Genomic DNA, 26,674 nt, shown 5'->3' on the forward strand with positions numbered 1-26,674 from the left:
GCTGTAATGGCCTAGCTCCGCTTAGCCGGTATAGACGTTCTCTTCCGGATAACGGATGCGGGTCTCGACCGGGCGGGCCAGCATAAAGGCCAGGGTGAGGGGGCCGAGACGGCCGCAGATCATCACAAGCACCAGGATCAGCTTGCCCGGCTCGCTCAGGGAGGCGGTGATGCCGGTGGAGAGGCCGACGGTGGCAAATGCCGAGATGGTCTCGAACATGATTTTGTCGAACGGCAGATCCTCGGTCACCATCAGCAGGAACATCGCCAGCATCAGCACCATGGTGCTGACGATAATGATGGCCAGCGAGCGGGTCACGATCTGGGGCGACAGGGTGCGGCCAAAAGCGGTGACATGGGGCCGTTTGGTCAGAAACGCCTTGGTCGCCAGTAGCACCACGGCGAAGGTGGTGACTTTGATACCGCCACCGGTGGAGGTGGCACCGGCACCGATAAACATCAGCATCATCAGAAACAGCAGCGCTGCCGGGGTCATCAGCCCGATATCTATGGTATTGAAACCGGCGGTACGGGCGCTGGCAGACTGGAAGAAGGCCGCCAGCAGCTGGCCACCGATACCGGCCTTGCCGAGGGTGCCCGGGTTGTTGTGTTCCAGCAGCCAGAACATCAGGGTACCGGCCAGCAGCAGCGCCGGGGTCATCAGCAGCATCAGCTTGCTGTGCAGCTTCAGCTTGCGCCAGCGGCGGTTGCGCACCAGATCGACGATGACGGTAAAGCCGATCCCCCCCAGGATCAGCAGGCCGGCGATGGTCAGGCTGATGATGGGGTCGTCTCTATAGTCGATGAGGTTGTTGGCAAACAGCGAAAACCCGGCGTTGTTGAAGGCCGAGACCGCGTGGAAGAAGCTGACATAGAGGCCGTGCACCCACCCCATCTCGGGCACCCAGCGGATCGCCATGATGCCGGTACCGATCATCTGGGCGATAAAGGCGAACAGCACGATCCGTTTGACCAGCTGAATGATGTTGACCGAGCCTTCCTGTCCCAGCGCCTCCTTGGCCAGTACCTGCTGGCGCAGACCGACCCGCTTGCTGAAGATGGCGATCAGCAGCAGGGTCATGGTCATCTGGCCCAGACCGCCGATCTCCATCAGCATCAGCAGGAAAATCTGCCCCTGCAGGGTGAAGGCGGTGCCGGTATCCACCACGCCAAGACCTGTCACGCTGATGGCCGAGGTGGCGGTAAACAGGGCGTTGACGAAGGTAACCTCGCCATTGTGGCTGGAGGGTTGCACCAGAAAGATGGTGCCAATCAGCAGAATGATCAGAAAGCTGCCGAGGATCAGCCGGGCTTCGCTCCAGCGAGAGTCCTGCTCCCGATGGAGGGCGAAGGCGTAGCTGCTGCGCCAGTTGATCATAGAGTTTCGAGCCAGTGGTCGATAGCGTGCTTGTTGCCCGCCAGGATCAGGATGTCGCCCAGTTGCAGCTCCATCTTGCCGGTCAGCACGTTGTGCAGCACATCACCACGCTTGATGGCGAGCAGCTGGAAATCGCTCTGTTGCAGCAGATGGAAGTCGCCTAGTTCCCGGCCGTTCTGTTGCAGGCCGATCACGAACTCGGTCAGCACCATGTCGTGGCCCAGCTCCAGATAGTCGAACAGCCGGTTGTCCAGCATGCTCTGGGCGACCCGGCGGCCCATGTCCCACTCCGGGTTGATCACCTTGTCGGCGCCCACTTTCTGCAGGATCTTGGCGTGGAACTTGTCGCGCGCCTTGACCCACACCTTCTTCACGCCCGCCTCTTTCAAGACGAGGGTGGTGAGGATGCTGGTCTCCAGGTTGTCACCGATGGCAACGAAGACGATATCGAAATTGGCCAGTCCCAGCTCGGCCACGGTGGCCTCGTCGGTAGCATCCGCCACGATAACGTGATTGCAGAGGGCGGCGATTTGCCGGGTCTTGCTCTCGTCGATATCGATGGCCAGTACTTCGGCATCTTGCCGTTGCAGCTCTTCGCACAGCGCGCTGCCAAACAGGCCCAGGCCGATGACGGCAAACTGGTTGTTCATGAGTTGTTCCTCAGCAGTTGAAGTCGCCTACTCTAAACCACTGCTATTCCCCCGAAAAGGGCTCGGGTTTTTCGTCATGGGGCAACTTGAGGTAGACTGCGCCCTTGCACCAAGCCGGGATAGACCGATGAAACTGAATGCCAACGCCTCCTTGTTGAAGCTCAACACCCTTGCCCTCGATGCGTACTGCCTCTGGCTGGCCGAGGTGGAGCAGGTTGCCGATCTGGCGACCCTGCGTGCCGACCCGCAGCTCAACCAGCTGCCGCGCCTCAATCTGGGCGGCGGCAGCAATATGCTCTTCACCACCGATTTTCTCGGTCTGGTGGTGCTCAACCGGCTCAAGGGGATTACCGCTGAAGATGGTGGCGATCACTGGTTGCTCCATGTGGCGGCCGGTGAAGATTGGCATCAGCTGGTGCGTCATACCTTGCAACAGGGCTGGTTCGGGCTGGAGAATCTGGCGCTCATTCCCGGTACGGTCGGTGCCGCGCCGGTGCAGAACATCGGTGCGTATGGCGTTGAGCTGGCCGACTTCTGCGCCTATGTCGAGGCGTTCAACTGGCAGAGTGGCGAGATTGAACGGATCGCGGCGGCAGAGTGCCGCTTCGGTTATCGTGACAGCATCTTCAAACACGAGTATCAGGATTCCCACCTGATCACCGCCGTCGGGCTCAAACTGCCCAAGGCGTGGCAACCGGTGCAGGGCTATGGCCCACTGGCGGCGCTCGGTGACGCGCCTTCGGCGCAGGCCATCTTCGATACCGTCTGTGCCACCCGCATGGCCAAACTGCCGGATCCTGCGGTGCTCGGCAATGCGGGCAGCTTCTTCAAGAATCCGGTGGTGCCTGCCGCGCTGGCGGAGAATCTCAAGGCGCGCTACCCGCAGATGCCCTGCTATCCGGCCGGAGAAGGGCAGGCCAAGCTGGCGGCGGGCTGGCTCATCGATCAGTGCGGTCTGAAAGGTTTCGCCATCGGTCGCGCCGCCGTTCATCAGGAGCAGGCGCTGGTGCTGGTCAATCTGGGGGGCGCCAGTGCCATGGAGCTGATCGCGCTGGCGGCCCATGTCCGCGATAGCGTGGAACAAAAGTTTGGAGTGGCACTGGAGCATGAGGTGCGCTTTATGGGCGCGCACGGTGAAACCTGGCTCGACGAGGTGCTTTCATGACGTTGACTCCCATCAGACAGACCCTGATCACTCTGCTTAGCGACGGCCAGTTTCACTCCGGCGAACAGCTGGGCGAGCAGCTTGGCATCAGTCGGGCGGCGGTGAGCAAACACATGGCGGCACTCAAGGAGCTGGGGCTGGATCTCTTTAGCCTGACCGGCAAGGGCTACCGGCTGGCGGTACCGATGGCGCTCTATGATCAGGCCACCTTGCAAGCGCTGGCCCCGATGGCGCCGGTGCACTGTTTTCCGGTCATTGGCTCGACCAACCAACACCTGCTGGATCGGGTCAATGAGCTGCGCTCCGGTGAGAGCTGTCTGGCCGAGTGTCAGACTGCCGGGCGCGGTCGTCGTGGCAAACCCTGGATTTCGCCGTTTGGTTGCCAGCTGATCCTCAGCATGTACTGGCGGCTGGAACAAGGCATGGCGGCGGCCATGGGGCTGAGTCTGGCGGTCGGCGTGGCAGTGGTTGAAGCGCTGGAGTCCCTTGGTTATCAGGGGGTCGAGCTCAAGTGGCCGAACGACCTCTACTATCAGGGCCGCAAGCTGGCGGGCATTCTGGTTGAGATGAGCGGTAGTGCCGGTGCCAGTTGCCATCTGGTGATCGGCATCGGCCTCAATCTGGCGATGCCTGCCCGCGAAGGTGAGAAGATTGATCAGGCCTGGGCTGAGCTGCGCCACATCAATCCCGAGCTGGTGGATCGCAATCAGCTGGCAGCCCGGATGATCGTCCATCTGCAGCGGGCGCTGCACACCTTTGAGCAGCAGGGGCTGGCAAGCTTTGTCGATGAGTGGAACCGGCTCGATCACTTTGCCGGTCGCCCGGTGCGCCTGCTGATGGGGGATCAGGAGATCCGTGGCATCGCTCGCGGCATCGACGATCGCGGCGCCCTGCGACTGGAGACAGGCGAAGGGATCAAATTCTATCTGGGGGGCGAGCTCTCCCTGCGCCGGGGCGACTGAGGGTCAGTAAGGCCGCTCATGATGCCAAACAAGAAGAGGGGGCCCGTGGGCCCCCTCTTCGTTATCCGGCAACCGCTGTCATCATTTGCGCAGTTTGATCTGCTCGATGGCGTGCTCATGGCCCTTGGTCATGATCAGGTTGGCTCGCTCACGCGTTGGTAGGATATTTTCTTGCAAATTCAGATAGTTGATATCTTGCCAGATGTTGCTGGCGATCTGGGTCGCCTCACTCTCCGCCAACTTGGCGTAGTTATGGAAGTAGGAGTCGGGATCCGAGAAGGCGCCGCTTCTGAACTTGAGGAACCGTTCGATATACCAGGTACGCAGCAGTTCGGCATCGGCATCCACATAGATGGAGAAGTCGACAAAGTCTGACACGAAGACCCGATGGGGCTCCTGAGGGTAATCCATGCCGCTTTGCAGCACATTGAGCCCTTCCAGGATCAGGATGTCCGGCTGCTCCACCACCTTCTTCTCATCGGGAATGATGTCGTAGATAAGGTGGGAGTAAACCGGCGCTTCGACCTTCTCGTGACCGGCGCGGATATTGGCGACAAATTCCACCAGATGGCGGATATCGTAGGATTCCGGGAATCCCTTGCGGCGCATCAGGCCGCGCTCTTCCAGTACCTTGTTGGGGTAGAGGAAGCCGTCGGTGGTGACCAGCTCCACCCGCGGGTGTTCCGGCCAGCGCTCCAGCAGGGCCTGCAGAATACGGGCCGTGGTGCTTTTGCCCCCGGCCACACTGCCGGCAATGCTGATGATATAGGTGCCCTTGCCGCGGGACTGGCCGAGAAACTGCTCCAGCACCCGGCTGCGACGCTGTTTGGCTTTGACATAGAGATTGAGCAGGCGGGAGAGAGGCAGATAGATCTCTTCCACTTCCCGCAATGACACCTTCTCGTTGATCCCGCGCAGGGTCTGCAGATCGTGTTCGGTCAGGGTCAGGGGGACCGAATCGCGCAATAACGCCCATTGTTCGCGGGTGAATTGCAGATAGGGGTTATGCTCTGTCGTCATGGTGTCATCACTGTTTCTTGGGCACGGCGACCATACACCAAGGGTGGGGGAGCGACAAGGGACGCAGCAGGATTGGCTTGTTTGCCCCCGCTTTTTTGCAAACTTCCCGGCAATAAAGCATATTTTGCCGGGTTCAATGGTTGCATCCCCCAAAACCTTACAATAAAATGCGCGACGCTTGACTGTCTGTCGTCTATTTGCCGTGCAAAAGCGATAAACACAACGGGTGCAAGCAGAATTACCGTTGTGACAATCTGGCGTCTGGAGGGGTTCCCGAGCGGCCAAAGGGATCAGACTGTAAATCTGACGGCTCTGCCTTCGAAGGTTCGAATCCTTCTCCCTCCACCATATTTCTCTGCGGTTTGAGTTCTTTGGGTTAGAGAAATGCGGGCATCGTATAATGGCTATTACCTCAGCCTTCCAAGCTGATGATGCGGGTTCGATTCCCGCTGCCCGCTCCAAGATGCTGATATGGCTCAGGCGTTAGCAGAGCCGCACCCTAGGGTGAGTTCGGCAAGCGAACCAGCCATCAGCACCTCTCTCTTTCCCACCAGATTCAAATCCATCATATAAACTGTTCTGTGGTTAGCTTGCCACCGCGTACTCAGCGTTAGTTTAGAGGGACGATCATGTCTAAAGAAAAATTTGAGCGTAATAAACCGCACGTTAACGTGGGTACCATCGGCCACGTTGACCACGGTAAAACCACCCTGACCGCAGCTATCACCAACGTGCTGGCCAAGCACTTCGGTGGTAAAGCTTTCGCCTTCGACCAGATCGACAAGGCACCGGAAGAGCGTGAGCGTGGTATCACCATCAACACCTCCCACGTAGAATACGACACCGCTACCCGTCACTACGCCCACGTAGATTGCCCGGGTCACGCCGACTACGTTAAAAACATGATCACCGGTGCTGCCCAGATGGACGGCGCGATCCTGGTAGTAGCAGCGACTGACGGCCCGATGCCGCAGACTCGTGAGCACATCCTGCTGGGTCGTCAGGTTGGTATCCCGTACATGATCGTGTTCATGAACAAGTGTGACATGGTTGATGACGAAGAGCTGCTCGAACTGGTTGAGATGGAAGTTCGTGAACTGCTGACCGAGTACGACTTCCCGGGTGATGACCTGCCGGTAGTTCGCGGTTCCGCACTGAAAGCGCTGGAAGGCGACGCTCAGTGGGAAGAGAAGATCATCGAGCTGGCTGGCCACCTGGATACCTACATCCCGGAGCCGGAGCGCGCGATTGACCAGCCGTTCCTGATGCCTATCGAAGACGTATTCTCTATCGCTGGCCGTGGTACTGTAGTTACCGGTCGTGTAGAGCGCGGTATCGTTAAAGTAGGTGAGACTGTAGAAATCGTTGGTATCAAAGATACCGTTTCTACCACCTGTACCGGTGTTGAAATGTTCCGTAAGCTGCTGGACGAAGGTCGTGCAGGCGAGAACATCGGCGCGCTGCTGCGTGGTGTTAAGCGTGAAGACGTAGAGCGTGGTCAGGTACTGGCCAAGCCGGGTTCTATCAAGCCGCACACCAAGTTCGAATCTGAAGTGTACGTACTGTCCAAAGAAGAAGGTGGTCGTCATACCCCGTTCTTCAAAGGCTACCGTCCGCAGTTCTACTTCCGTACTACCGACGTGACCGGTACCATCGAACTGCCGGAAGGCGTAGAGATGGTAATGCCGGGCGACAACATCAAAATGGTTGTTACCCTGATTGCTCCGATCGCGATGGACGACGGCCTGCGTTTCGCTATCCGTGAAGGTGGCCGTACCGTAGGTGCCGGTGTTGTAGCCAGCGTAATCGCTTAATCTTTGGCTTACATAAATAAAGCAAAGCCCCTATAATAGGGGCTTTCTTGTGTAGGGGCGTAGTTCGAATTGGTAGAACAGCGGTCTCCAAAACCGATGGTTGCGGGTTCGAGTCCTGCCGCCCCTGCCATATACCTCGTCTCGTACGGGGCTTTTGTGTCTTTGGTTACGTCAGATACAGGTGGGTTGTATGAGTGTTAGTTCTGAGAGCCAGGGCGGAAGCAAGGATACCCTGCTTTGGGGCCTGGTTTTCATTATCCTGGCGGCCGCTGTAGTGGGTAATTACCTGCTCAACGATGTTGTCGCTGCCGTCCGCGCCCTGGGTGTGGTCGTTGTCATTGCTGCTGCCGGTGCAGTAGCCCTGCAAACCACCAAGGGAAAGGCAACACTGGCATTCGCCCGTGAGTCTCGCCTGGAAGTCCGCAAGGTCGTATGGCCGACCCGTCAGGAAGCCATTCAGACAACCCTGATTGTGCTGGCGGTGACCGCCGTGATGGGGCTGCTGCTGTTCGTTCTGGACGGTGCCTTGGTCTGGTTGGTCAACCTGATTACCGGTGTGTAAGGATAAGCCATGACTGAACAACGTGAACAACGTATGAGATGGTATGTCGTGCAGGCTTTTTCCGGCTATGAAGGCCGTGTAGCCAAGTCCCTGCGTGAACATATCAAGATGCATGGCATGGAAGACATGTTCGGTGAAGTACTGGTCCCGACCGAAGAAGTGGTCGAGATGCGTGCTGGCCAGAAGCGCAAGAGTGAGCGCAAGTTTTTCCCGGGTTATGTCCTGGTCCAGATGATCATGGATGAAACCACATGGCACCTGGTGCGTAACGTACCGCGTGTAATGGGTTTCATCGGCGGTACTTCCGACCGTCCGGCACCGATCTCCGACAAAGAGGCCGATGCTATCCTGAACCGTCTGCAGGATGCCCACGACAAGCCGCGTCCGAAAACCCTGTTTGAACCGGGTGAAATGGTGCGGGTTGCTGATGGTCCGTTTGCCGACTTCAACGGTACCGTTGAAGAGGTCGATTATGAGAAGAGCCGCGTGAAGGTCTCTGTACTGATCTTCGGTCGTTCTACTCCTGTTGAACTGGATTTTGGTCAGGTCGAAAAAGGCTGATTGAATTCTGTACGTTTAACGGTTGTCAGGGGCAGCGAATATCTCTATAATTCGCTGCCCCTTTATTAGTTGGGGAGCCGTTTGCAGGAGCAAGTCTCCGAGGCGCTAGAACCCATTTTTGAGGTATTTTCCTAATGGCTAAGAAAGTCACAGCTTATATCAAGCTGCAGGTTGCTGCTGGTGCAGCCAACCCGTCTCCTCCCGTTGGTCCTGCACTGGGTCAACACGGTGTTAACATCATGGAATTCTGTAAGGCGTTCAACGCTCGTACAGAGAAGCTGGAAAAAGGTTCACCGACTCCGGTCGTGATCACCGTTTACAGCGACCGTTCCTTCACCTTCGAAACCAAGACTCCGCCTGCTTCCTTCCTGCTGAAGAAAGCTGCTGGCATCAAGTCTGGTTCTTCCAAGCCGAACAAAGACAAGGTTGGTAAGGTGACCGTTGCCCAGCTGCAAGAAATCGCCAAGACCAAAGAGCCGGATATGACTGGTGCCGATCTGGATGCAAAAGTACGTTGCATCGCAGGCTCCGCTCGTTCCATGGGTCTGGTAGTGGAGGATTAAGACAATGGCTAAACTTTCCAAGCGTATGCGCGTTATTCGCGAAAAAGTTGACGGTACCAAAGAGTACTCCATCAACGAAGCCATTGCCCTGTTGAAAGAACTGGCTACCGCCAAGTTCGTTGAAAGCGTTGACGTTGCTGTCAACCTGGGTATCGACGCTCGTAAATCTGACCAGAACGTACGTGGTGCTACTGTACTGCCGCACGGTACCGGTCGTGATGTACGCGTTGCCGTATTTACCCAAGGTGCCAACGCCGAAGCAGCTAAAGCTGCCGGTGCTGACCTGGTAGGTATGGATGACCTGGCCGATCTGGTTAAGAAAGGCGAGATGAACTTCGACGTAGTTATCGCATCCCCGGATGCCATGCGCGTTGTTGGTCAACTGGGTCAAATCCTGGGCCCGCGCGGCCTGATGCCGAACCCGAAAGTTGGTACTGTAACTCCTAACGTTGCCGAAGCTGTCAAGAACGCCAAGGCTGGTCAGGTTCGTTACCGTAACGACAAGAATGGTATCATCCATACCACTCTGGGTAAGGTTTCTTTCAACGAAGTTCAGCTGAAAGAAAACTTGGAAGCTCTGCTGGTTGCCCTGAAAAAAGGCAAGCCCTCTTCCGCCAAAGGTCAATTCATCAAGAAAGTCAGCATCTCCACCACCATGGGTGCCGGTGTTGCCGTAGACCAAGCTTCTCTGGAAGCTCAGGCCTAATTGATGGGTTTTACAAGGCGCAAAATTTAATCTATAATTTTGCGCCTTGATTGGTTGGGGGTTTCGACCTCCGTCCAAGACCGCAGGAGGCTGCAAAGCCTTAATGTTTCCTGCGTAGACGGTGCCGGAAACCCAGCGAGAAAGATTCTTTCTCTTCTGGAATCCTGCTACCGCATCGTTCCCCTCTGTTGTAAAGGTAGGGGGGATGTGTCAGTACTGGGTCAATAGACCCGGATTCAATCCAGGAGTTAAGCCAATGGCATTGGGACTCGAAGACAAAAAGGCAATTGTTGCTGAAGTCAACGAAGCTGCCAAAGGCGCTCTTTCTGCAGTTGTTGCCGATTCTCGCGGTGTAACTGTAGACAAGATGACCGTCCTGCGTAAAACCGCTCGTGAAGCCGGTGTGTACATGCGCGTTGTGCGTAACACCCTGCTGCGTCGCGCGGTAGAAGGTACCGAATACGAGTGCCTGAACGACGCATTTACCGGTCCTACCTTGATTGCTTTCTCTAACGAACACCCGGGCGCTGCTGCTCGTCTGTTCAAAGAGTTTGCCAAAGCGAACCAAAAGTTCGAAATCAAGGCTGGCGCTTTTAACGGTGAGTTTATCGCCGCAGCACAAATTGATCGTCTGGCCACGCTGCCGACTTACGAAGAAGCAATTGCGAAGTTGATGGCGACTATGAAAGAAGCCTCTGCTGGCAAGCTGGTTCGTACTATCGCTGCTGTTCGCGACCAGAAACAAGCTGCTGCTTGATTCTCGCCTATTTAGGCTGTTTGAGTTTATTCAACATCAGGAATTTTTGTCATGTCTATCACTAAAGACCAAATCATCGAAGCCGTTGCTTCCATGTCCGTAATGGAAGTTGTTGAGCTGATCGAAGCTATGGAAGAGAAGTTCGGTGTTTCTGCCGCTGCTGCCGTAATGGCTGGCCCGGCTGCTGCTGAAGCAGTAGAAGAGAAGACCGAGTTCGACGTAGTTCTGACTGCTGCTGGCGCCAACAAAGTTGCCGTTATCAAAGCCGTTCGTGGCGCTACCGGTCTGGGCCTGAAAGAAGCCAAAGATCTGGTAGAAGCTGCTCCGGCTAACCTGAAGGAAGGCGTGTCCAAGGACGAAGCTGAAGCTCTGAAGAAAGAGCTGGAAGCTGCCGGTGCTTCTGTTGAGATCAAATAATCTGCATTTATGTAGATTAGCCTGATAAAACAGGCTAGGGCTGGTGAATTTTTGTTCACCAGCCTTTTTGCGCTGTAGACTGAGAGCATTTCACACCGTTTACGACTCTCGGTGCACTAGCAATCCGGACTGTCTTCTTTCGTCCGGGCCAACACAAAACGGTGTTGAGACAGAGCTGTCCCGCGGGACAGAGTGGGTCACTTATCAGCGAGCTGAGGAACCCTATGGTTTACTCTTATACCGAAAAAAAACGCATTCGTAAGGACTTCGGTAAGCGAGACCAGGTACTGGACACGCCTTATCTGTTGTCCATTCAGCTGGACTCCTTCAAGCAGTTCATCGAGGCTGACCCGGAAGGTGAATATGGCCTAGAGGCCGCTTTCCGTAGCGTTTTCCCGATCACCAGTTACTCCGGTAGTGCTGAGCTTCAGTATGTCAGCTATCGCCTGGGTGAGCCGGTATTTGACGTAAAAGAATGCCAGATCCGTGGAGTGACCTACTCCGCGCCGCTGCGTGTCAAGCTTCGTATGGTTCTGTACGACCGTGAAGCAGCTGCCGGCACCGTCAAAGACATCAAGGAACAAGAAGTATACATGGGCGAAATTCCGCTCATGACCGAGAACGGCACCTTTGTTATCAATGGTACCGAGCGGGTTATCGTCTCCCAGCTGCACCGCAGCCCGGGCGTCTTCTTCGACCACGATAAAGGCAAAACTCATTCATCCGGTAAGGTACTGTATAACGCTCGCGTTATCCCCTACCGTGGCTCCTGGCTGGACTTCGAGTTCGATGCGAAAGACAACCTGTTTGTCCGTATCGACCGTCGTCGCAAACTGCCAGCATCCATTATTCTGCGCGCCCTGGACTTCACCTCCGAACAAATCCTGGCCACCTTCTTCGAGACCATCGGTTTTGAAGTAAAAGATGGCAAGTTGATGATGGATCTGGTGCCGGAGCGTCTGCGTGGTGAAACTGCGACCTTTGACATCGTGGCCAATGGCGCCGTGGTGGTTGAGACCGGTCGTCGTGTGACTGCGCGTCACATCCGTCAGTTGGAAAAAGACGCCGTTACCCAAATTGAGGTGCCGGTTGAGTATGTTGTTGGCAAAGTTGCTGCCAAGGACTACGCACATCCGCAAACTGGCGAGATGGTCGTGACCGCCAACCAGGCGCTGAGCCTGGAAGCGATCGCCAACCTGTCCCAAGCCGGCTTCAAGCATTTCGAGGTTCTGTTCACCAACGAACTGGATCACGGTGCTTACATGTCCGAGACCCTGCGTGTCGACTCCAGCTCCAACCGTTTGGAAGCGCTGGTCGAGATCTATCGCATGATGCGTCCGGGCGAACCGCCTACTCGCGAAGCTGCAGAACAGCTGTTCGAAAACCTGTTCTTCTCCGCCGAGCGTTACGACCTGTCTACCGTAGGTCGGATGAAGTTCAACCGCCGTCTGGGTCGTGAAGACGAGACTGGCGCGGGCGTACTGACCAAAGACGACATCGTCGATGTGATGAAGCGCCTGATCGACATCCGTAACGGTAACGACGAAGTGGACGATATCGACCACCTGGGTAACCGTCGTATCCGTTCTGTCGGTGAAATGGCTGAAAACCAGTTCCGCGTTGGTCTGGTGCGTGTCGAGCGTGCGGTCAAGGAGCGTCTCTCCCTGGGCGACCTGGACACCCTGATGCCGCAGGATCTGATCAACGCCAAGCCGATCTCCGCCGCAGTCAAAGAGTTCTTTGGTTCCAGCCAGCTGTCCCAGTTTATGGACCAGAACAACCCGCTCTCCGAAGTGACCCACAAGCGTCGTATCTCCGCGCTGGGCCCGGGCGGTTTGACTCGTGAGCGTGCCGGCTTTGAAGTCCGAGACGTACACCCGACTCACTACGGTCGTCTGTGCCCTATCGAGACTCCTGAAGGTCCGAACATCGGTCTGATCAACTCTCTGTCCGTGTACTCTCGTACCAACGAGTACGGTTTCCTCGAGACCCCGTACCGTAAGGTCATTGACGGTGTGATCACCGACGAAGTGGACTACCTGTCTGCTATTGAAGAAGGCAAGTACGTGATCGCACAGGCTAACGCCGCGACCACCGAAGATGGCCGTCTGAAAGATGAATTGATCCCGTGCCGTCACAAAGGTGAATCCACCTTTATGAACGCCGACCAGATCCAGTATATGGACGTGAGCCCGCAGCAGATCGTATCTGTGGCAGCGGCTCTGATCCCGTTCCTGGAACACGATGACGCGAACCGCGCATTGATGGGTTCAAACATGCAACGTCAGGCTGTACCGACTCTGCGTGCTGACAAGCCGCTGGTAGGTACCGGTATGGAACGCGCTGTGGCCGTTGACTCCGGTGTAACCGTAGTAGCCAAGCGTGGCGGCGTAATCGACTATGTCGATGCCTCCCGTATCGTCCTGAAGGTCAATGAAGATGAGCTGATGCCAGGCGAAGCCGGTATCGACATCTACAACCTGACCAAATACACCCGTTCCAACCAGAACACCTGTATCAACCAGCGTCCTTGCGTGATGTTGGGTGAGCCGGTTATGGCTGGCGACGTACTGGCTGACGGCCCGTCCACCGATCTGGGTGAACTGGCGCTGGGTCAGAACATGCGCGTCGCGTTCATGCCGTGGAACGGTTACAACTTCGAAGACTCGATCCTGGTGAACGAGCGTGTTGTTCAGGAAGATCGCCTGACCACCATCCATATCCAGGAACTGGCCTGTATCTCCCGTGACACCAAGCTGGGTCCGGAAGAGATCACTGCTGACATCCCGAACGTGGGTGAAGCCGCTCTGTCCAAGCTGGACGAGTCCGGTATCGTCTACGTGGGTGCCGAAGTGAAGGGCGGCGACATTCTGGTCGGTAAGGTAACCCCGAAAGGTGAAACCCAGCTGACGCCGGAAGAGAAGCTGCTGCGCGCCATCTTCGGTGAGAAGGCGTCCGATGTGAAGGACTCCTCCCTGCGTGTACCGAACGGTGTGTACGGTACCGTGGTTGACGTGCAAGTCTTTACCCGCGATGGCGTGGAAAAAGACAAGCGCGCCAAAGAAATCGAAGAGATGCAGCTGAAGGAAGCGAAGAAGGACTTGACCGAAGAGTTCAAGATCCTGGAAGACGGCATTTTCGGCCGCTCCCGCAACCTGCTGCTGGCCGCCGGTTACAGCGAAGATCGTCTGAACAAGCTCGATCGCTCCAAGTGGTTTGAACTGGCCATCGAAGACGAAGGCAAGCAGACCGAACTGGAACAGATCGCTGAACAGCACGTTGAGCTGAAAGCCGAGTTCGACAAGAAATTCGAGAACAAGCGTCGCAAGATTATCCAGGGTGATGATCTGGCGCCGGGCGTACTGAAAATCGTCAAGGTTTATCTGGCAGTCAAGCGTCGCATCCAGCCGGGTGACAAGATGGCGGGCCGTCACGGTAACAAGGGTGTTATCTCCAAGATCTGTCCGGTCGAGGATATGCCTCATGACGAGTTCGGCCGTCCGGTCGACATCGTACTGAACCCGTTGGGCGTACCATCCCGTATGAACATCGGTCAGATCCTCGAAGTGCACCTGGGCCTTGCGGCCAAGGGTATCGGCGAGAAGATCGATCGCATGGTCAAAGAGCAGCGCGAGCTGCACGAGATGCGCAACTTCCTGCAACAGGTCTATGACCTGGGCGAGAAGGACACCCAGCAAGTGAACATCGCCGAACTGTCTGATGACGACGTACGTACCCTGGTGGGTAACCTGCGTAAGGGTCTGCCGGTTGCTACTCCAGTGTTTGATGGTGCCAAAGAGCGCGAAATCAAAGCCCTGCTGAAGCTGGCTGATCTGCCGGAATCCGGTCAGATTGATCTGTTCGATGGCCGTACCGGTAACCGCTTCGAGCGTAAAGTAACCGTTGGTTACATGTACATGCTCAAGCTGAACCACTTGGTCGACGACAAGATGCACGCGCGTTCTACCGGTTCTTACAGCCTGGTTACCCAGCAGCCGCTGGGTGGTAAGGCTCAGTTCGGTGGTCAGCGTTTCGGTGAGATGGAAGTGTGGGCCCTGGAGGCTTACGGTGCGGCATATACCCTGCAGGAAATGCTGACCGTCAAGTCTGACGATGTGAATGGCCGTACCAAGATGTATAAGAACATCGTGGATGGCGACCACCGTATGGAGCCGGGCATGCCCGAATCCTTCAACGTATTGCTGAAGGAAATCCGCTCTCTGGGTATCAACATCGAGCTGGACGAAGAGTAAGAGCTCGCTCTTATTGTTCGAGAATTGACGTGGGCGCCCCGCTGTTTTGGCAGCTGGGGCGCCGAGGTTAGACTCCTGACAGGGGAAACACGTGAAAGACTTACTCAAGTTTTTGAAGGCTCAGACCAAGACCGAAGAGTTTGACAGTATCAAGATCGGTCTGGCCTCTCCTGACATGATCCGCTCCTGGTCATTCGGTGAGGTCAAAAAGCCTGAGACCATCAACTACCGGACTTTCAAGCCGGAGCGTGATGGTCTGTTCTGCGCCCGTATCTTCGGACCGGTGAAGGACTACGAGTGTCTGTGCGGCAAGTACAAGCGCCTGAAACACCGTGGTGTGATCTGTGAGAAGTGCGGCGTTGAAGTGACCCAGACCAAGGTCCGTCGTGAGCGTATGGGCCACATCGAGCTGGCCAGCCCGACTGCCCACATCTGGTTCCTGAAGTCCCTGCCGTCCCGTATCGGTCTGCTGCTGGACATGACCCTGCGCGACATCGAGCGCGTGCTCTACTTCGAATCTTTCGTCGTAATCGAGCCGGGTATGACCAACCTCGAACGCAGCCAGATGCTCTCTGAAGAGCAGTACCTGGATGCGCTGGAAGAGTGGGGCGACGAATTTGACGCCAAGATGGGTGCCGAAGCAATCCTGGCATTGCTGCGCGCTATCGATCTGGAAGGTGAAGTCAAAACCATGCGTGAGGAGCTGGATCAAACCAACTCCGAGACCAAGCGCAAGAAGACCACCAAGCGTCTGAAGCTGATGGAAGCTTTCCTGCAGTCCGGCAACAAGCCGGAGTGGATGATCATGACAGTGCTGCCTGTGCTGCCGCCGGACCTGCGTCCGCTGGTACCGCTGGACGGCGGCCGTTTCGCGACTTCCGATCTGAACGATTTGTACCGTCGCGTGATCAACCGTAACAACCGCTTGAAGCGTCTGCTGGATCTGGCTGCTCCGGACATCATCGTGCGCAACGAAAAGCGTATGCTGCAAGAGTCCGTCGATGCCCTGCTGGATAACGGCCGTCGCGGTCGTGCCATCACCGGTTCCAACAAGCGCCCGCTGAAATCCCTGGCCGACATGATCAAGGGTAAGCAGGGTCGTTTCCGTCAGAACCTGCTCGGTAAGCGTGTCGACTACTCCGGTCGTTCCGTTATCACCGTAGGCCCGACTCTGCGTCTGCATCAGTGCGGTCTGCCGAAGAAGATGGCGCTGGAACTGTTCAAGCCGTTCATCTATGGCAAGCTGGAAACCCGCGGTCTGGCGACCACTATCAAGGCCGCCAAGAAGATGGTGGAGCGCGAGGAAGCTGTCGTTTGGGATATCCTGGACGAAGTGATCCGCGAACACCCGGTTCTGCTGAACCGAGCACCGACTCTGCACCGTCTGGGTATCCAGGCATTCGAACCGACTCTGGTCGAAGGCAAGGCAATCCAGCTGCACCCGCTGGTTTGTGCTGCGTATAACGCGGACTTCGATGGTGACCAGATGGCGGTCCACGTACCGCTGACCCTGGAAGCCCAGCTGGAAGCGCGTGCGCTGATGATGTCTACCAACAACATCCTGTCGCCTGCCTCCGGTGAGCCGATCATCGTTCCTTCTCAGGACGTGGTCTTGGGTCTGTACTACATGACCCGTGCCCGTATCAACGCCAAAGGCGAAGGTATGGTGCTGGCCGGCCCGAAAGAAGCCGAGAAAGTATATCGCGCCGGTCTGGCCGATCTGCATGCTCGTGTGAAAGTACGCATTACCGAATACCTGCGTCATGAAGACGGTTCTCTGCGTGAACACACCGAGATGAAGAACACCACCGTTGGTCGTGCGATCCTGAGCCTGATCCTGCCGAAAGGTATGGAATACGCCCTGATCGACGAGCCGAAGGTGCTGACTGCTGCAGAACAGGCTGATCTGGATGCCAATCCGCAGAACTGGATCAAGTGCGTATCCAACAAGGCGCTGGGCAAAAAGCTCATCTCCCGTCTGCTGAACACCTGCTATCGCAAGCAGGGCCTGAAGGACACCGTTATCTTCGCTGACCAGCTGATGTATACCGGTTTCCACTACGCGGCCCTGTCCGGTGCTTCCGTTGGTATCGATGACATGGTCATCCCGGATGCCAAGAAAGACATCATCGCGGCAGCCGAAGCCGAAGTTGCCGAGATCCAGGACCAGTTCCTGTCAGGTTTGGTAACTGCGGGCGAGCGTTACAACAAGGTTATCGATATCTGGGCCAGCGCCAACGAGCGCGTCTCCAAGGCCATGATGGAGAACTTGTCCAAAGAGCGTAACGTCAACTCGCTGGGTGAAGAAGAAGAGCAGGCCTCGTTCAACAGCATCTTTATGATGGCCGACTCTGGTGCGCGTGGTTCCGCCGCCCAGATCCGTCAGCTGGCCGGTATGCGTGGCCTGATGGCCAAGCCGGATGGCTCCATCATCGAGACCCCGATCATCGCGAACTTCCGCGAAGGTCTGAACGTACTGCAGTACTTTATCTCTACCCACGGTGCTCGTAAGGGTCTGGCGGATACTGCACTGAAGACTGCGAACTCCGGTTACCTGACTCGTCGTCTGGTAGACGTGGCGCAGGACATGGTGATCACCGAGGACGATTGCGGCACTACCGACGGTCTGTGGATGACTCCGCTGATCGAGGGTGGCGACGTGGTCGAGCCGCTGCGTGAGCGCGTGCTGGGTCGTGTGGTGGCAGAAGATGTCATCAAGCCGGGTACCGAGGACGAGATCCTGGTTGCTCGCAACACCCTGCTCGACGAGCAGCTGTGTGACCTGCTGGAGCGTAACTCCGTTGACCGTGTGAAGGTACGTTCTGCCATCACCTGTGAAACCGACTTCGGTAACTGTGCTCACTGCTACGGCCGTGATCTGGCCCGTGGTCACCTGGTTAACAAGGGTGAGGCTGTCGGTGTTATCGCCGCCCAGTCCATCGGTGAACCGGGTACCCAGCTGACGATGCGTACTTTCCACATCGGTGGTGCTGCATCTCGTGCCGCTGCTGAAAGCAGCATCCAGGTCAAGAACACCGGTACCATCAAGCTGCAGAACGCCAAGTTCGTTCACAACAGCGATGACAAACTGGTTATCACCTCACGTTCTACCGAACTGACCATCATGGATGACATGGGCCGTACCAAGGAAAGCCACAAGCTGCCTTACGGTTCCGTGCTGGAAGTGAAGGACGGCCAGGCCGTGAGTGCTGGCGAGACCGTTGCTAACTGGGATCCGCACACCCACCCGATCATCACCGAAGTGGCAGGTCGCCTGCAGTTCGAACACATGATCGATGGTGTGACCATCACTCGTCAGACCGACGAGCTGACCGGTCTCTCTTCTATCGTTGTTCTGGACGTCAACGAGCGTCCGAGCGCCGGTAAAGAGATGCGTCCGACCGTTAAACTGGTCGACCTGAACGGCAAAGACGTGATGATCCCGGGTACCGATGTAGCCGCCCAGTACTTCCTGCCGGGCAAGGCGATCGTGAACCTGGAAGATGGTGCCAACGTGGGCGTGGGTGACGCGGTAGCGCGTATCCCGCAAGAGTCCGGCGGTACCAAGGACATCACCGGTGGTCTGCCGCGCGTTGCGGATCTGTTCGAAGCACGTCAACCGAAGGAACCGGCAATTCTGGCCGAGATCTCCGGTACCATCTCCTTCGGGAAAGAGACCAAGGGCAAACGCCGTCTGGTCATCACCCCGACCGATGGTGGCAACGTCTACGAAGAGATGATTCCGAAGTGGCGTAACCTGAACGTGTTCGAAGGTGAAAAAGTTGAGAAGGGTGAAGTGCTGGCGGACGGTCCTGAGTCTGCTCACGACATCCTGCGTCTGCGCGGTATCAGCCCGGTCGCCAACTACATCGCCAACGAAGTGCAGGACGTTTACCGTCTGCAAGGCGTTAAGATCAACGACAAGCACATCGAAGTCATCGTTCGTCAGATGCTGCGCAAGTGCGAGATCCTGAGCGCTGGCGATACCGATCTGATCGAAGGCGAACAGGTTGAAGTGGCTCGTGTGAAGATTGCCAACCGTAAGCTGGTTGCCGAGGGCAAGACCCCTGCGACCTACCGTCATGTACTGATGGGTATTACCAAGGCATCTCTGAGCACCGAGTCCTTCATCTCCGCGGCTTCCTTCCAGGAAACCACTCGCGTTCTGACCGAAGCCGCCGTTGGTGGCAAGCGTGACGAACTGCGTGGCCTGAAAGAGAACGTCATCGTGGGTCGTCTGATCCCGGCTGGTACCGGCTTTGCCTACCACCATAGCCGGATCAACCAGCGTGCTGCCGCAGCTCGTGCTGTTGGTACCCCGCAGGTGACCGCTGATGAAGCGGAGCAGAACCTGGCGGATCTGCTGAACGCAGCCGGTAGCTTCGACGAAGAGTAACTCGTCATCCGTGATTGAAAAGGGCTCCTTCAAGGAGCCCTTTTTGTTGGCCAATTCCTCGGCAAAGGTAGACGCAGCGCGGGTTTCAGGATGATCCAGAGCAAAGTTGTAGAGTAAAAAATCAAAAAAAGTTGACTTTACTCCCCTGCAATTTAAAACTCGGGAAAGTTGAATGGTTATTACAGGGGTAGAACATGACTGTCGGTATCGAGGAAGCCATGCTTCCCGAAGAACAGCTGATCAGCCGCACTTTTACAGATGAAGACAGGGAATTGTTGCGCTCATACGATGGGCTCATCGATGGCTTGGCCGAGCTGTTCGGCAAGCATTGTGAAGTGGTACTCCACTCCCTGGAAAATCTGCACGAGTCGGTGATCAAGATCGCCAACGGCTTCAATACCGGACGCACCCTCGGGGCGCCCATCACCGATCTCGCCCTGCGCATGCTCAAGGACATCGAGAGCACCGGCCAGGATTACACCCAGAGCTATTTCGCTCGCAGCCGTACCGGCGCGCTGATGAAGTCGAGCACCATCGCCATTCGCAACAGCGAGCGCCAAGTGGTGGGGCTTATCTGCATCAATCTGCACATCAATGCGCCTTTCCACGAGTTCGTGGCCGAATTTTTCCCGACGCCCCAGCAGGCGGCACGCCAGTCACCAGAGACTTTTGCCAACAGCGTGGAAGAACTGGTTGCCCAGACGGTGGATAACACCATCGACGAGATCAATCGCGATCCCACCGTGGCCAACAATGCCAAGAACCGCTTCATCGTGACCCAGCTGTTCGAGAAGGGCATTTTCGACATCAAGGATTCGATCAATCTGGTGGCGGACAAACTCAATATTTCAAAACATACCGTTTATCTTTACATCCGACAGCGCAAGCAGGGTGAAGACGAGAACGAGTAACTCATTCCAGAAGGGGATAGATGAATGGCTAAAGAAGTGATTGCAACCGACAAGGCGCCTGCCGCGATTGGTCCGTATGTTCAGGCTACCAAGGTTGGCGAGATGATCTTCACCTCCGGGCAGATCCCGCTCGATCCTGCCACCATGGAAATCGTGGCTGGCGGCATTGAAGAGCAGGCCGAGCGGGTGATGAAGAATCTGGTTGCCGTGTTGCACGCTGCGGGTGCCGATGCCAGCAAAGTGGTCAAAACCACCTGCTTCCTGAGCGACATGAACAACTTCGTTGCCTTCAATCAGGTCTATGCCCGCTACTTTGGCGATGCGGCGCCAGCTCGCTCCTGCGTAGAGGTGGCCCGTCTGCCGAAAGATGTGCTGGTCGAAGTTGAGGCGATTGCCCATCTCTGATCAACAGATCGAATCAAGCCCCTCCTGGCAGGGGCTTTTTTGTTTTTGGCGTAAAATGGACCGGGTCAGCACAGGAGTCCTGCTATGAGTCTGAGTTTTGCCATCCTGGTCACGGGGCCCGCCTATGGCACCCAATCGGCCAGCACAGCCTATCGTTTTGCCCGCACACTGTTGGCACAGGGGCATACCTTGTCCCACCTGTTCTTCTATCAGGATGGGGTCTGCAACGGCAACGGTCTGCATCTGCCAGCATCCGATGAGACCGACCTGGTTCGTCTGTGGCTAGAGCTGGCGAAAGAGCAGGGGATCCGTATCGATGTCTGTGTCGCCGCCGCCATGCGGCGCGGTGTGCTCGATGAACAGGAAGCCAAGGGGGCAGGGCTGGAGCACTTCAATCTGCAAGCGCCATTTTGCCTGAGCGGTCTGGGCCAGTTGGCCGAGGCGGCGCTCACCGCCGATCGGCTGGTTCAGTTTTAGGGGGAGTCATGAGCAAGAAAATCGCCTTTATCTGCAGTCGTGGTCCCCATGGCCATGCCGCCGGCCGGGAAGGACTGGATGCCTTGCTGGCCACCTCGGCCATGACCGATGAGCTGGCCCTCTTCCTGATTGGGGACGGTGTGTTGCAACTGCTCAAGGAACAGCAGCCTGCCGCCATTTTGCAGCGCCACTACGCGCCCACCTTCAAGATGTTGGAACTCTACGACATCGAAGAGGTCTATGTTTGTGCTGACTCGCTGGCAGAGCGTGGCGTGACAGTGGATGATCTGCTGATCCCCGTCGAGAGTCTGCCGCGCCAGGAACTGGCTCGGCGCTGGGCACAATGTTCGACTCACATCAGCTTTTGAGGTTTCCATGTTGCATCTGATATTGAACTCCCCCTTTCAGAGTCAGGCTCTGGCAGAGGCGCTCTCATACCTTCAGCCCGAGGATGAGCTGGTACTGATGCAGGATGCCGTGATTGCGGCATCGGCTCCCCAGTGGAGCGCGCGGCTGGCGGGTATCCCGCTGTATGTGATGCAGGAAGATCTGCAAGCCCGCGGTTTGCAGCATCGGGTGGGCAATGTGTTCGATATGGCGGGTCTGGTGGCACTGATTGCGCAAAAAGGTTCCCCGCGCACCTGGGGTGGCTGATAAGCATATTTTCAAGAAAATTCAAGGTGATGTCGTGAAATCAAACGTATCCGAATTGCCCTTTTGTGACGCAAATTGTATAAATCTTGACTCCCCAGACAACAGGGCATAAAATTTCGCGTCCCCGTATCTGCGGGGAGGATTTTCCACACGTTTATGAAGTCATTATCAGGAGCCTTTTGATGGCAACTATTAACCAGTTGGTTCGCAAGCCACGCATCAAGCTCGTTGTGAAAAGCAACGTGCCGGCGCTGGAAGCGTGCCCTCAGAAGCGTGGCGTATGCACTCGTGTATATACCACCACCCCGAAGAAGCCTAACTCTGCACTGCGTAAAGTGTGCCGTGTACGTCTGACCAACGGCTTCGAAGTCACCTCCTACATCGGCGGTGAAGGTCACAACCTGCAAGAGCACTCTGTTGTTCTGATCCGTGGCGGTCGTGTAAAAGACTTGCCAGGTGTTCGTTATCACACCGTTCGTGGTGCGTTGGACTGTGCCGGTGTTAAAGACCGTAAGCAGGCTCGCTCCAAGTATGGCGTGAAGCGTCCTAAAGCTTAATGGTTCTCCGTTAAGTAAGGCCAAACGTTAATTCGTTTCTAGTTAGATAGCTTTCTAGTTTTGGGTAATCCCTGAAGTTACGGAGAATTTGAAATGCCAAGACGTCGTGTTGTTGGTCAGCGTAAAATCCTGCCAGATCCCAAGTTCGGATCAGAGCTGCTGGCTAAATTTGTCAACGTAGTAATGGTTGACGGTAAGAAATCTGTTGCAGAAGCCATTGTTTATGGCGCCCTGGACATCATTGCCACCAAATCTGGCAAAGAGCACCTGGCCGTATTCGAAGAAGCTCTGGATAACATTCGTCCGGCGGTCGAGGTTAAATCTCGTCGCGTCGGTGGTGCAACCTATCAGGTGCCGGTAGAAGTTCGTCCGGTACGTCGCAATGCCCTGGCAATGCGCTGGTTGGTTGATGCCGCTCGTAAACGTGGTGAAAAATCAATGGCTCAGCGTCTGGCTGGCGAGCTGCTGGATGCCGCTGACAATAAGGGTTCGTCTGTCAAGAAACGTGAAGACGTTCACCGTATGGCTGAAGCGAACAAAGCCTTCGCTCACTTCCGCTGGTAATCCGCTTGCGCAGGGTCTTTTGACTCTGCGCACCTTTAATTATCTAGGGACAAGCGCCTTAGTAAGAGGATGACAATGGCTCGTACAACCCCCATTGAGCGTTATCGTAACATCGGTATCTCCGCTCACATTGACGCCGGTAAGACTACTACTACCGAGCGCGTACTGTTTTACACCGGTGTAAGTCACAAGATCGGTGAAGTTCACGATGGCGCTGCCACCATGGACTGGATGGAACAGGAACAAGAGCGTGGTATCACCATCACCTCCGCCGCGACCACCGCTTTCTGGTCCGGTATGGGTAAACAGTTCCAACCGCACCGTATCAACATCATCGATACCCCGGGCCACGTTGACTTTACTATCGAAGTAGAGCGTTCAATGCGTGTTCTGGACGGTGCCGTGATGGTGTACTGTGCCGTAGGTGGCGTACAGCCACAGTCTGAAACCGTATGGCGTCAGGCTAACAAGTACAAAGTTCCCCGTATCGCGTTCGTCAACAAGATGGACCGTACCGGCGCCAACTTCCTGCGCTGCGTTGAGCACATCAAGACCCGTCTGAAAGGTACTCCGGTTCCGCTTCAGCTGAACATCGGCTCTGAAGAGAACTTCAAGGGCGTTGTTGACCTGGTCAAGATGAAAGCCATCAACTGGAATGAAGCTGATCAGGGCGTATCCTTCGATTACGAAGACGTCCCGGCCGAGTTGCTGGAACAGGCGCAAGAAATGCGCATGAATCTGGTTGAAGCCGCTGCTGAAGCGTCTGAAGACCTGATGGAAAAATACCTGGGCGGCGAAGAGCTGACCGAGGAAGAGATCAAGGGTGCTCTGCGTCAGCGCGTGCTGAACAACGAAATCATCCTGGTAACCTGTGGCTCCGCGTTCAAGAACAAGGGCGTACAGGCCATGCTGGATGCCGTGATCGAGTACCTGCCGGCTCCGACCGACGTTGCTGCTATCGACGGCCTGAAAATGGACGGCGAGACCAAAGACGAGCGTCACGCTTCTGATGACGAGCCGTTCTCTGCTCTGGCGTTCAAGATCGCTACCGACCCGTTCGTTGGTAACCTGACCTTCTTCCGTGTCTACTCTGGCGTGATCAACTCCGGTGACACCGTGCTGAACTCCGTCAAGGACAAGCGCGAGCGTTTTGGCCGTATCGTTCAGATGCATGCCAACAAGCGTGAAGAGATCAAAGAAGTACGCGCTGGTGACATCGCTGCTGCCATCGGTCTGAAAGACGTGACCACTGGTGATACCCTGTGTGACCCGAACGCACCGATCATCCTCGAGCGTATGGAATTCCCGGAGCCGGTAATTTCTATCGCGGTTGAGCCGAAAACCAAGGCTGACCAGGAGAAGATGGGTCTGGCACTGGGCCGTCTGGCTCAGGAAGATCCGTCCTTCCGCGTATGGACTGACGAAGAGTCAGGTCAAACCATCATCGCTGGTATGGGTGAGCTGCACCTGGACATCATCGTTGACCGTATGCGTCGCGAGTTCAAGGTTGAAGCCAACGTAGGTAAGCCGCAGGTTGCCTACCGTGAAACCATCCGTACCACCGTTAAAGACATCGAAGGCAAGCATGCCAAGCAGTCTGGTGGTCGCGGTCAGTACGGTCATGTTGTTATCGACATGTACCCGCTGGAAGAAGGCAAAGCCTACGAATTCGTCAACGACATCAAAGGTGGTGTCATTCCTGGTGAATTCATCCCGGGTGTTGATAAAGGTATCCGTGAGCAGCTCAAATCTGGTCCGCTGGCTGGTTACCCGGTTATGGATCTGGGTGTGCGTCTGCACTTCGGTTCTTACCACGATGTCGACTCTTCCGAACTGGCGTTCAAAATCGCTGCTTCCATGGCCTTTAAGGCTGGCTTCATGAAAGCCAACCCGGTTCTGCTCGAGCCGATCATGAAAGTAGAAGTTGAAACTCCGGAAGATTACATGGGCGACGTTATCGGTGACCTGAACCGTCGTCGTGGCCTGATCGAAGGTATGGAAGATGGCCCGTCCGGCAAGATCGTACGTGCTCTGGTGCCGCTGGCCGAAATGTTCGGTTATGCAACTGCACTGCGTTCCGCTACCCAGGGTCGTGCTTCCTACGCCATGGAATTCGCCAAGTATCACGATGCACCGACCAACGTTGCACAAGCCGTGATCGAAGAGCGCAAATCCAAGTAATTTAAGATTCCCCGCCTACGACGGTAGGCGGGTTTAACCTAGAAGGACTACGTCGTGTCTAAAGAAAAATTTGAGCGTAATAAACCGCACGTAAACGTCGGCACCATCGGCCACGTTGACCACGGTAAAACCACCCTGACTGCAGCTATCACCAACGTGCTGGCCAAGCACTTCGGTGGTAAAGCTTTCGCCTTCGACCAGATCGACAAGGCACCGGAAGAGCGTGAGCGTGGTATCACCATCAACACCTCCCACGTAGAATACGACACCGCTACCCGTCACTACGCCCACGTAGATTGCCCGGGTCACGCCGACTACGTTAAAAACATGATCACCGGTGCTGCCCAGATGGACGGCGCGATCCTGGTAGTAGCAGCGACTGACGGCCCGATGCCGCAGACTCGTGAGCACATCCTGCTGGGTCGTCAGGTTGGTATCCCGTACATGATCGTGTTCATGAACAAGTGTGACATGGTTGATGACGAAGAGCTGCTCGAACTGGTAGAGATGGAAGTTCGTGAACTGCTGACCGAGTACGACTTCCCGGGTGATGACCTGCCGGTAGTTCGTGGTTCCGCACTGAAAGCGCTGGAAGGCGACGCTCAGTGGGAAGAGAAGATCATCGAGCTGGCTGGCCACCTGGATACCTACATCCCGGAGCCGGAGCGCGCGATTGACCAGCCGTTCCTGATGCCTATCGAAGACGTATTCTCCATCGCTGGCCGTGGTACCGTAGTTACCGGTCGTGTAGAGCGCGGTATCGTTAAAGTAGGTGAGACTGTAGAAATCGTTGGTATCAAAGATACCGTTTCTACCACCTGTACCGGTGTTGAAATGTTCCGTAAGCTGCTGGACGAAGGTCGTGCAGGCGAGAACATCGGCGCGCTGCTGCGTGGTGTTAAGCGTGAAGACGTAGAGCGTGGTCAGGTACTGGCCAAGCCGGGTTCTATCAAGCCGCACACCAAGTTCGAATCTGAAGTGTACGTACTGTCCAAAGAAGAAGGTGGTCGTCATACCCCGTTCTTCAAAGGCTACCGTCCGCAGTTCTACTTCCGTACTACCGACGTGACCGGTACCATCGAACTGCCGGAAGGCGTAGAGATGGTAATGCCGGGCGACAACATCAAAATGGTTGTTACCCTGATTGCTCCGATCGCAATGGACGACGGTCTGCGTTTCGCTATCCGTGAAGGTGGCCGTACCGTAGGTGCTGGTGTTGTAGCTAGCGTAATCGCCTAATCGATTCGTTATATACAGACATGAAAAGGGGTGGCTTCGGCCACCCCTTTTATTTTTGGGGCTATTTATGGCCTGTGAGATACTGGACAAAACCATTGATAGAGGTAGTTTCCGTGAGCAACCCTGCCATTTTTCTGGATCGTGACGGTGTCATCAATGAAGACACTGGCTATGTCAGTCAGGTCGATGATTTCCATTTTCTGCCCGGAGTCATAGACGCCCTGCAGCTCCTCAAAAAGAAAGGCTATCTGCTGGTCGTCGTCACCAACCAGTCCGGAATCGCCCGCGGCTACTTCAGTGAAGATGACTTCATGAATCTGACTGAATGGATGGATTGGTCACTGGCTGATCGGGATGTGGATCTCGATGGCATCTACTTCTGCCCCCATCATCCGGATCACGGCGTCCCCTGTGATTGTCGCAAGCCGGAGCCAGGTATGCTGCTGTTGGCGCAACAGGAACTGGGGATCGACATGAGTCGTT

24 protein-coding genes and 3 tRNA genes (1 of these 27 running past the window's edge) are annotated in these 26,674 nt (G+C 56.0%); 24 read left to right on the top strand and 3 right to left on the bottom strand.

Annotation, left to right across the window (positions count from 1 at the left end):
• Positions 1 to 21: 21 nt before the first annotated feature.
• Both I6L47_RS15330 and I6L47_RS15335 read right to left on the bottom strand, forming a co-directional pair.
• Entirely contained in the window at positions 22 to 1,377 is a 1,356-nt protein-coding gene (locus I6L47_RS15330) for a TrkH family potassium uptake protein (protein WP_216947788.1), read from the bottom strand.
• Complete coding sequence (locus I6L47_RS15335) at positions 1,374 to 2,027, bottom strand: TrkA family potassium uptake protein (RefSeq protein WP_005339863.1); 654 nt, start codon at positions 2,025 to 2,027, stop codon at positions 1,374 to 1,376. The genes I6L47_RS15330 and I6L47_RS15335 overlap by 4 nt, the downstream gene beginning before the upstream one ends.
• A gap of 127 nt (positions 2,028 to 2,154) precedes the next feature.
• Between I6L47_RS15335 and murB the strand changes: the two genes are divergently transcribed.
• Both murB and birA read left to right on the top strand, forming a co-directional pair.
• Positions 2,155 to 3,192: a UDP-N-acetylmuramate dehydrogenase gene (murB, locus tag I6L47_RS15340; RefSeq protein WP_216947790.1), complete on the top strand. Its 1,038-nt coding sequence runs from the start codon at positions 2,155 to 2,157 to the stop codon at positions 3,190 to 3,192.
• Positions 3,189 to 4,154, top strand: a complete 966-nt coding sequence (gene birA, locus I6L47_RS15345) for a bifunctional biotin--[acetyl-CoA-carboxylase] ligase/biotin operon repressor BirA (protein ID WP_021231448.1) — start codon at positions 3,189 to 3,191, stop codon at positions 4,152 to 4,154. Before murB ends, birA begins: the two co-directional genes overlap by 4 nt.
• 81 nt (positions 4,155 to 4,235) lie before the next feature.
• On the opposite strand, the gene coaA is transcribed toward birA, so the two are convergent.
• Positions 4,236 to 5,174 (bottom strand): type I pantothenate kinase, encoded by a 939-nt coding sequence (coaA, locus tag I6L47_RS15350; protein WP_005339877.1) that lies wholly within the window; start codon positions 5,172 to 5,174, stop codon positions 4,236 to 4,238.
• A 263-nt stretch (positions 5,175 to 5,437) separates the two neighbouring features.
• On the opposite strand from coaA, the gene I6L47_RS15355 reads away from it, so the two are divergent.
• The 22 genes from I6L47_RS15355 to gmhB all read left to right on the top strand — a co-directional run.
• Positions 5,438 to 5,522: transfer RNA gene (locus I6L47_RS15355), tRNA-Tyr, on the top strand.
• Positions 5,523 to 5,560: 38 nt separating this feature from the next.
• A tRNA-Gly gene (locus I6L47_RS15360) sits at positions 5,561 to 5,635 on the top strand.
• Between the two features lie 168 nt (positions 5,636 to 5,803).
• On the top strand, positions 5,804 to 6,988 hold the full coding sequence (gene tuf, locus I6L47_RS15365) for an elongation factor Tu (protein ID WP_005339879.1): 1,185 nt from the start codon (positions 5,804 to 5,806) through the stop codon (positions 6,986 to 6,988).
• Between the two features lie 53 nt (positions 6,989 to 7,041).
• Positions 7,042 to 7,118, top strand: a tRNA-Trp gene (locus tag I6L47_RS15370).
• A 60-nt stretch (positions 7,119 to 7,178) separates the two neighbouring features.
• Complete coding sequence (secE, locus tag I6L47_RS15375) at positions 7,179 to 7,550, top strand: preprotein translocase subunit SecE (protein WP_005306322.1); 372 nt, start codon at positions 7,179 to 7,181, stop codon at positions 7,548 to 7,550.
• A 9-nt stretch (positions 7,551 to 7,559) separates the two neighbouring features.
• Entirely contained in the window at positions 7,560 to 8,111 is a 552-nt protein-coding gene (gene nusG, locus I6L47_RS15380; protein ID WP_005306318.1) for a transcription termination/antitermination protein NusG, read from the top strand.
• Positions 8,112 to 8,245: 134 nt separating this feature from the next.
• Positions 8,246 to 8,674 carry a 50S ribosomal protein L11 gene (gene rplK / locus I6L47_RS15385; RefSeq protein WP_005339887.1) on the top strand — a complete coding sequence of 143 codons (429 nt, stop codon included), beginning with the start codon at positions 8,246 to 8,248 and terminating at the stop codon, positions 8,672 to 8,674.
• Between the two features lie 4 nt (positions 8,675 to 8,678).
• The gene (gene rplA / locus I6L47_RS15390) at positions 8,679 to 9,380 is read left to right on the top strand and encodes a 50S ribosomal protein L1 (RefSeq protein WP_005339888.1); all 702 of its coding nucleotides are present in this window, start codon (positions 8,679 to 8,681) and stop codon (positions 9,378 to 9,380) included.
• 256 nt (positions 9,381 to 9,636) lie between these two features.
• Complete coding sequence (rplJ, locus tag I6L47_RS15395; RefSeq protein WP_005339895.1) at positions 9,637 to 10,137, top strand: 50S ribosomal protein L10; 501 nt, start codon at positions 9,637 to 9,639, stop codon at positions 10,135 to 10,137.
• A 51-nt stretch (positions 10,138 to 10,188) separates the two neighbouring features.
• Entirely contained in the window at positions 10,189 to 10,554 is a 366-nt protein-coding gene (gene rplL, locus I6L47_RS15400) for a 50S ribosomal protein L7/L12 (RefSeq protein WP_005306304.1), read from the top strand.
• Between the two features lie 224 nt (positions 10,555 to 10,778).
• Positions 10,779 to 14,807 (top strand): DNA-directed RNA polymerase subunit beta, encoded by a 4,029-nt coding sequence (gene rpoB, locus I6L47_RS15405; protein WP_005339897.1) that lies wholly within the window; start codon positions 10,779 to 10,781, stop codon positions 14,805 to 14,807.
• 91 nt (positions 14,808 to 14,898) lie between these two features.
• A complete protein-coding gene (gene rpoC, locus I6L47_RS15410; RefSeq protein WP_216947792.1) occupies positions 14,899 to 19,203 on the top strand; it encodes a DNA-directed RNA polymerase subunit beta' in 4,305 nt (1,434 codons plus the stop codon).
• Positions 19,204 to 19,397: 194 nt separating this feature from the next.
• Complete coding sequence (locus I6L47_RS15415; protein ID WP_005339902.1) at positions 19,398 to 20,114, top strand: transcriptional regulator; 717 nt, start codon at positions 19,398 to 19,400, stop codon at positions 20,112 to 20,114.
• A gap of 24 nt (positions 20,115 to 20,138) precedes the next feature.
• Positions 20,139 to 20,519, top strand: a complete 381-nt coding sequence (locus tag I6L47_RS15420) for a RidA family protein (protein ID WP_005339904.1) — start codon at positions 20,139 to 20,141, stop codon at positions 20,517 to 20,519.
• A gap of 84 nt (positions 20,520 to 20,603) precedes the next feature.
• Positions 20,604 to 20,996: a sulfurtransferase complex subunit TusD gene (tusD, locus tag I6L47_RS15425; protein ID WP_216947794.1), complete on the top strand. Its 393-nt coding sequence runs from the start codon at positions 20,604 to 20,606 to the stop codon at positions 20,994 to 20,996.
• An 8-nt stretch (positions 20,997 to 21,004) separates the two neighbouring features.
• Complete coding sequence (gene tusC / locus I6L47_RS15430) at positions 21,005 to 21,364, top strand: sulfurtransferase complex subunit TusC (protein ID WP_005341830.1); 360 nt, start codon at positions 21,005 to 21,007, stop codon at positions 21,362 to 21,364.
• A 7-nt stretch (positions 21,365 to 21,371) separates the two neighbouring features.
• Complete coding sequence (tusB, locus tag I6L47_RS15435; RefSeq protein ID WP_216947796.1) at positions 21,372 to 21,650, top strand: sulfurtransferase complex subunit TusB; 279 nt, start codon at positions 21,372 to 21,374, stop codon at positions 21,648 to 21,650.
• A gap of 182 nt (positions 21,651 to 21,832) precedes the next feature.
• The gene (rpsL, locus tag I6L47_RS15440) at positions 21,833 to 22,207 is read left to right on the top strand and encodes a 30S ribosomal protein S12 (RefSeq protein WP_005306278.1); all 375 of its coding nucleotides are present in this window, start codon (positions 21,833 to 21,835) and stop codon (positions 22,205 to 22,207) included.
• A gap of 93 nt (positions 22,208 to 22,300) precedes the next feature.
• Entirely contained in the window at positions 22,301 to 22,771 is a 471-nt protein-coding gene (gene rpsG, locus I6L47_RS15445; protein WP_005339911.1) for a 30S ribosomal protein S7, read from the top strand.
• 75 nt (positions 22,772 to 22,846) lie between these two features.
• The gene (gene fusA / locus I6L47_RS15450) at positions 22,847 to 24,952 is read left to right on the top strand and encodes an elongation factor G (RefSeq protein WP_021229318.1); all 2,106 of its coding nucleotides are present in this window, start codon (positions 22,847 to 22,849) and stop codon (positions 24,950 to 24,952) included.
• Positions 24,953 to 25,006: 54 nt separating this feature from the next.
• The gene (gene tuf, locus I6L47_RS15455) at positions 25,007 to 26,191 is read left to right on the top strand and encodes an elongation factor Tu (protein ID WP_005339879.1); all 1,185 of its coding nucleotides are present in this window, start codon (positions 25,007 to 25,009) and stop codon (positions 26,189 to 26,191) included.
• 113 nt (positions 26,192 to 26,304) lie between these two features.
• Positions 26,305 to 26,674 carry the 5' portion of a D-glycero-beta-D-manno-heptose 1,7-bisphosphate 7-phosphatase gene (gene gmhB, locus I6L47_RS15460; RefSeq protein ID WP_166740705.1) on the top strand. The gene runs 173 nt beyond the window's last position, so only the first 370 of its 543 coding nucleotides appear in the window; its start codon is at positions 26,305 to 26,307; the stop codon falls past the right edge of the window.

The sequence above is a fragment of the Aeromonas sp. FDAARGOS 1417 genome (assembly GCF_019046985.1).
GTDB lineage: Bacteria > Pseudomonadota > Gammaproteobacteria > Enterobacterales > Aeromonadaceae > Aeromonas > Aeromonas veronii.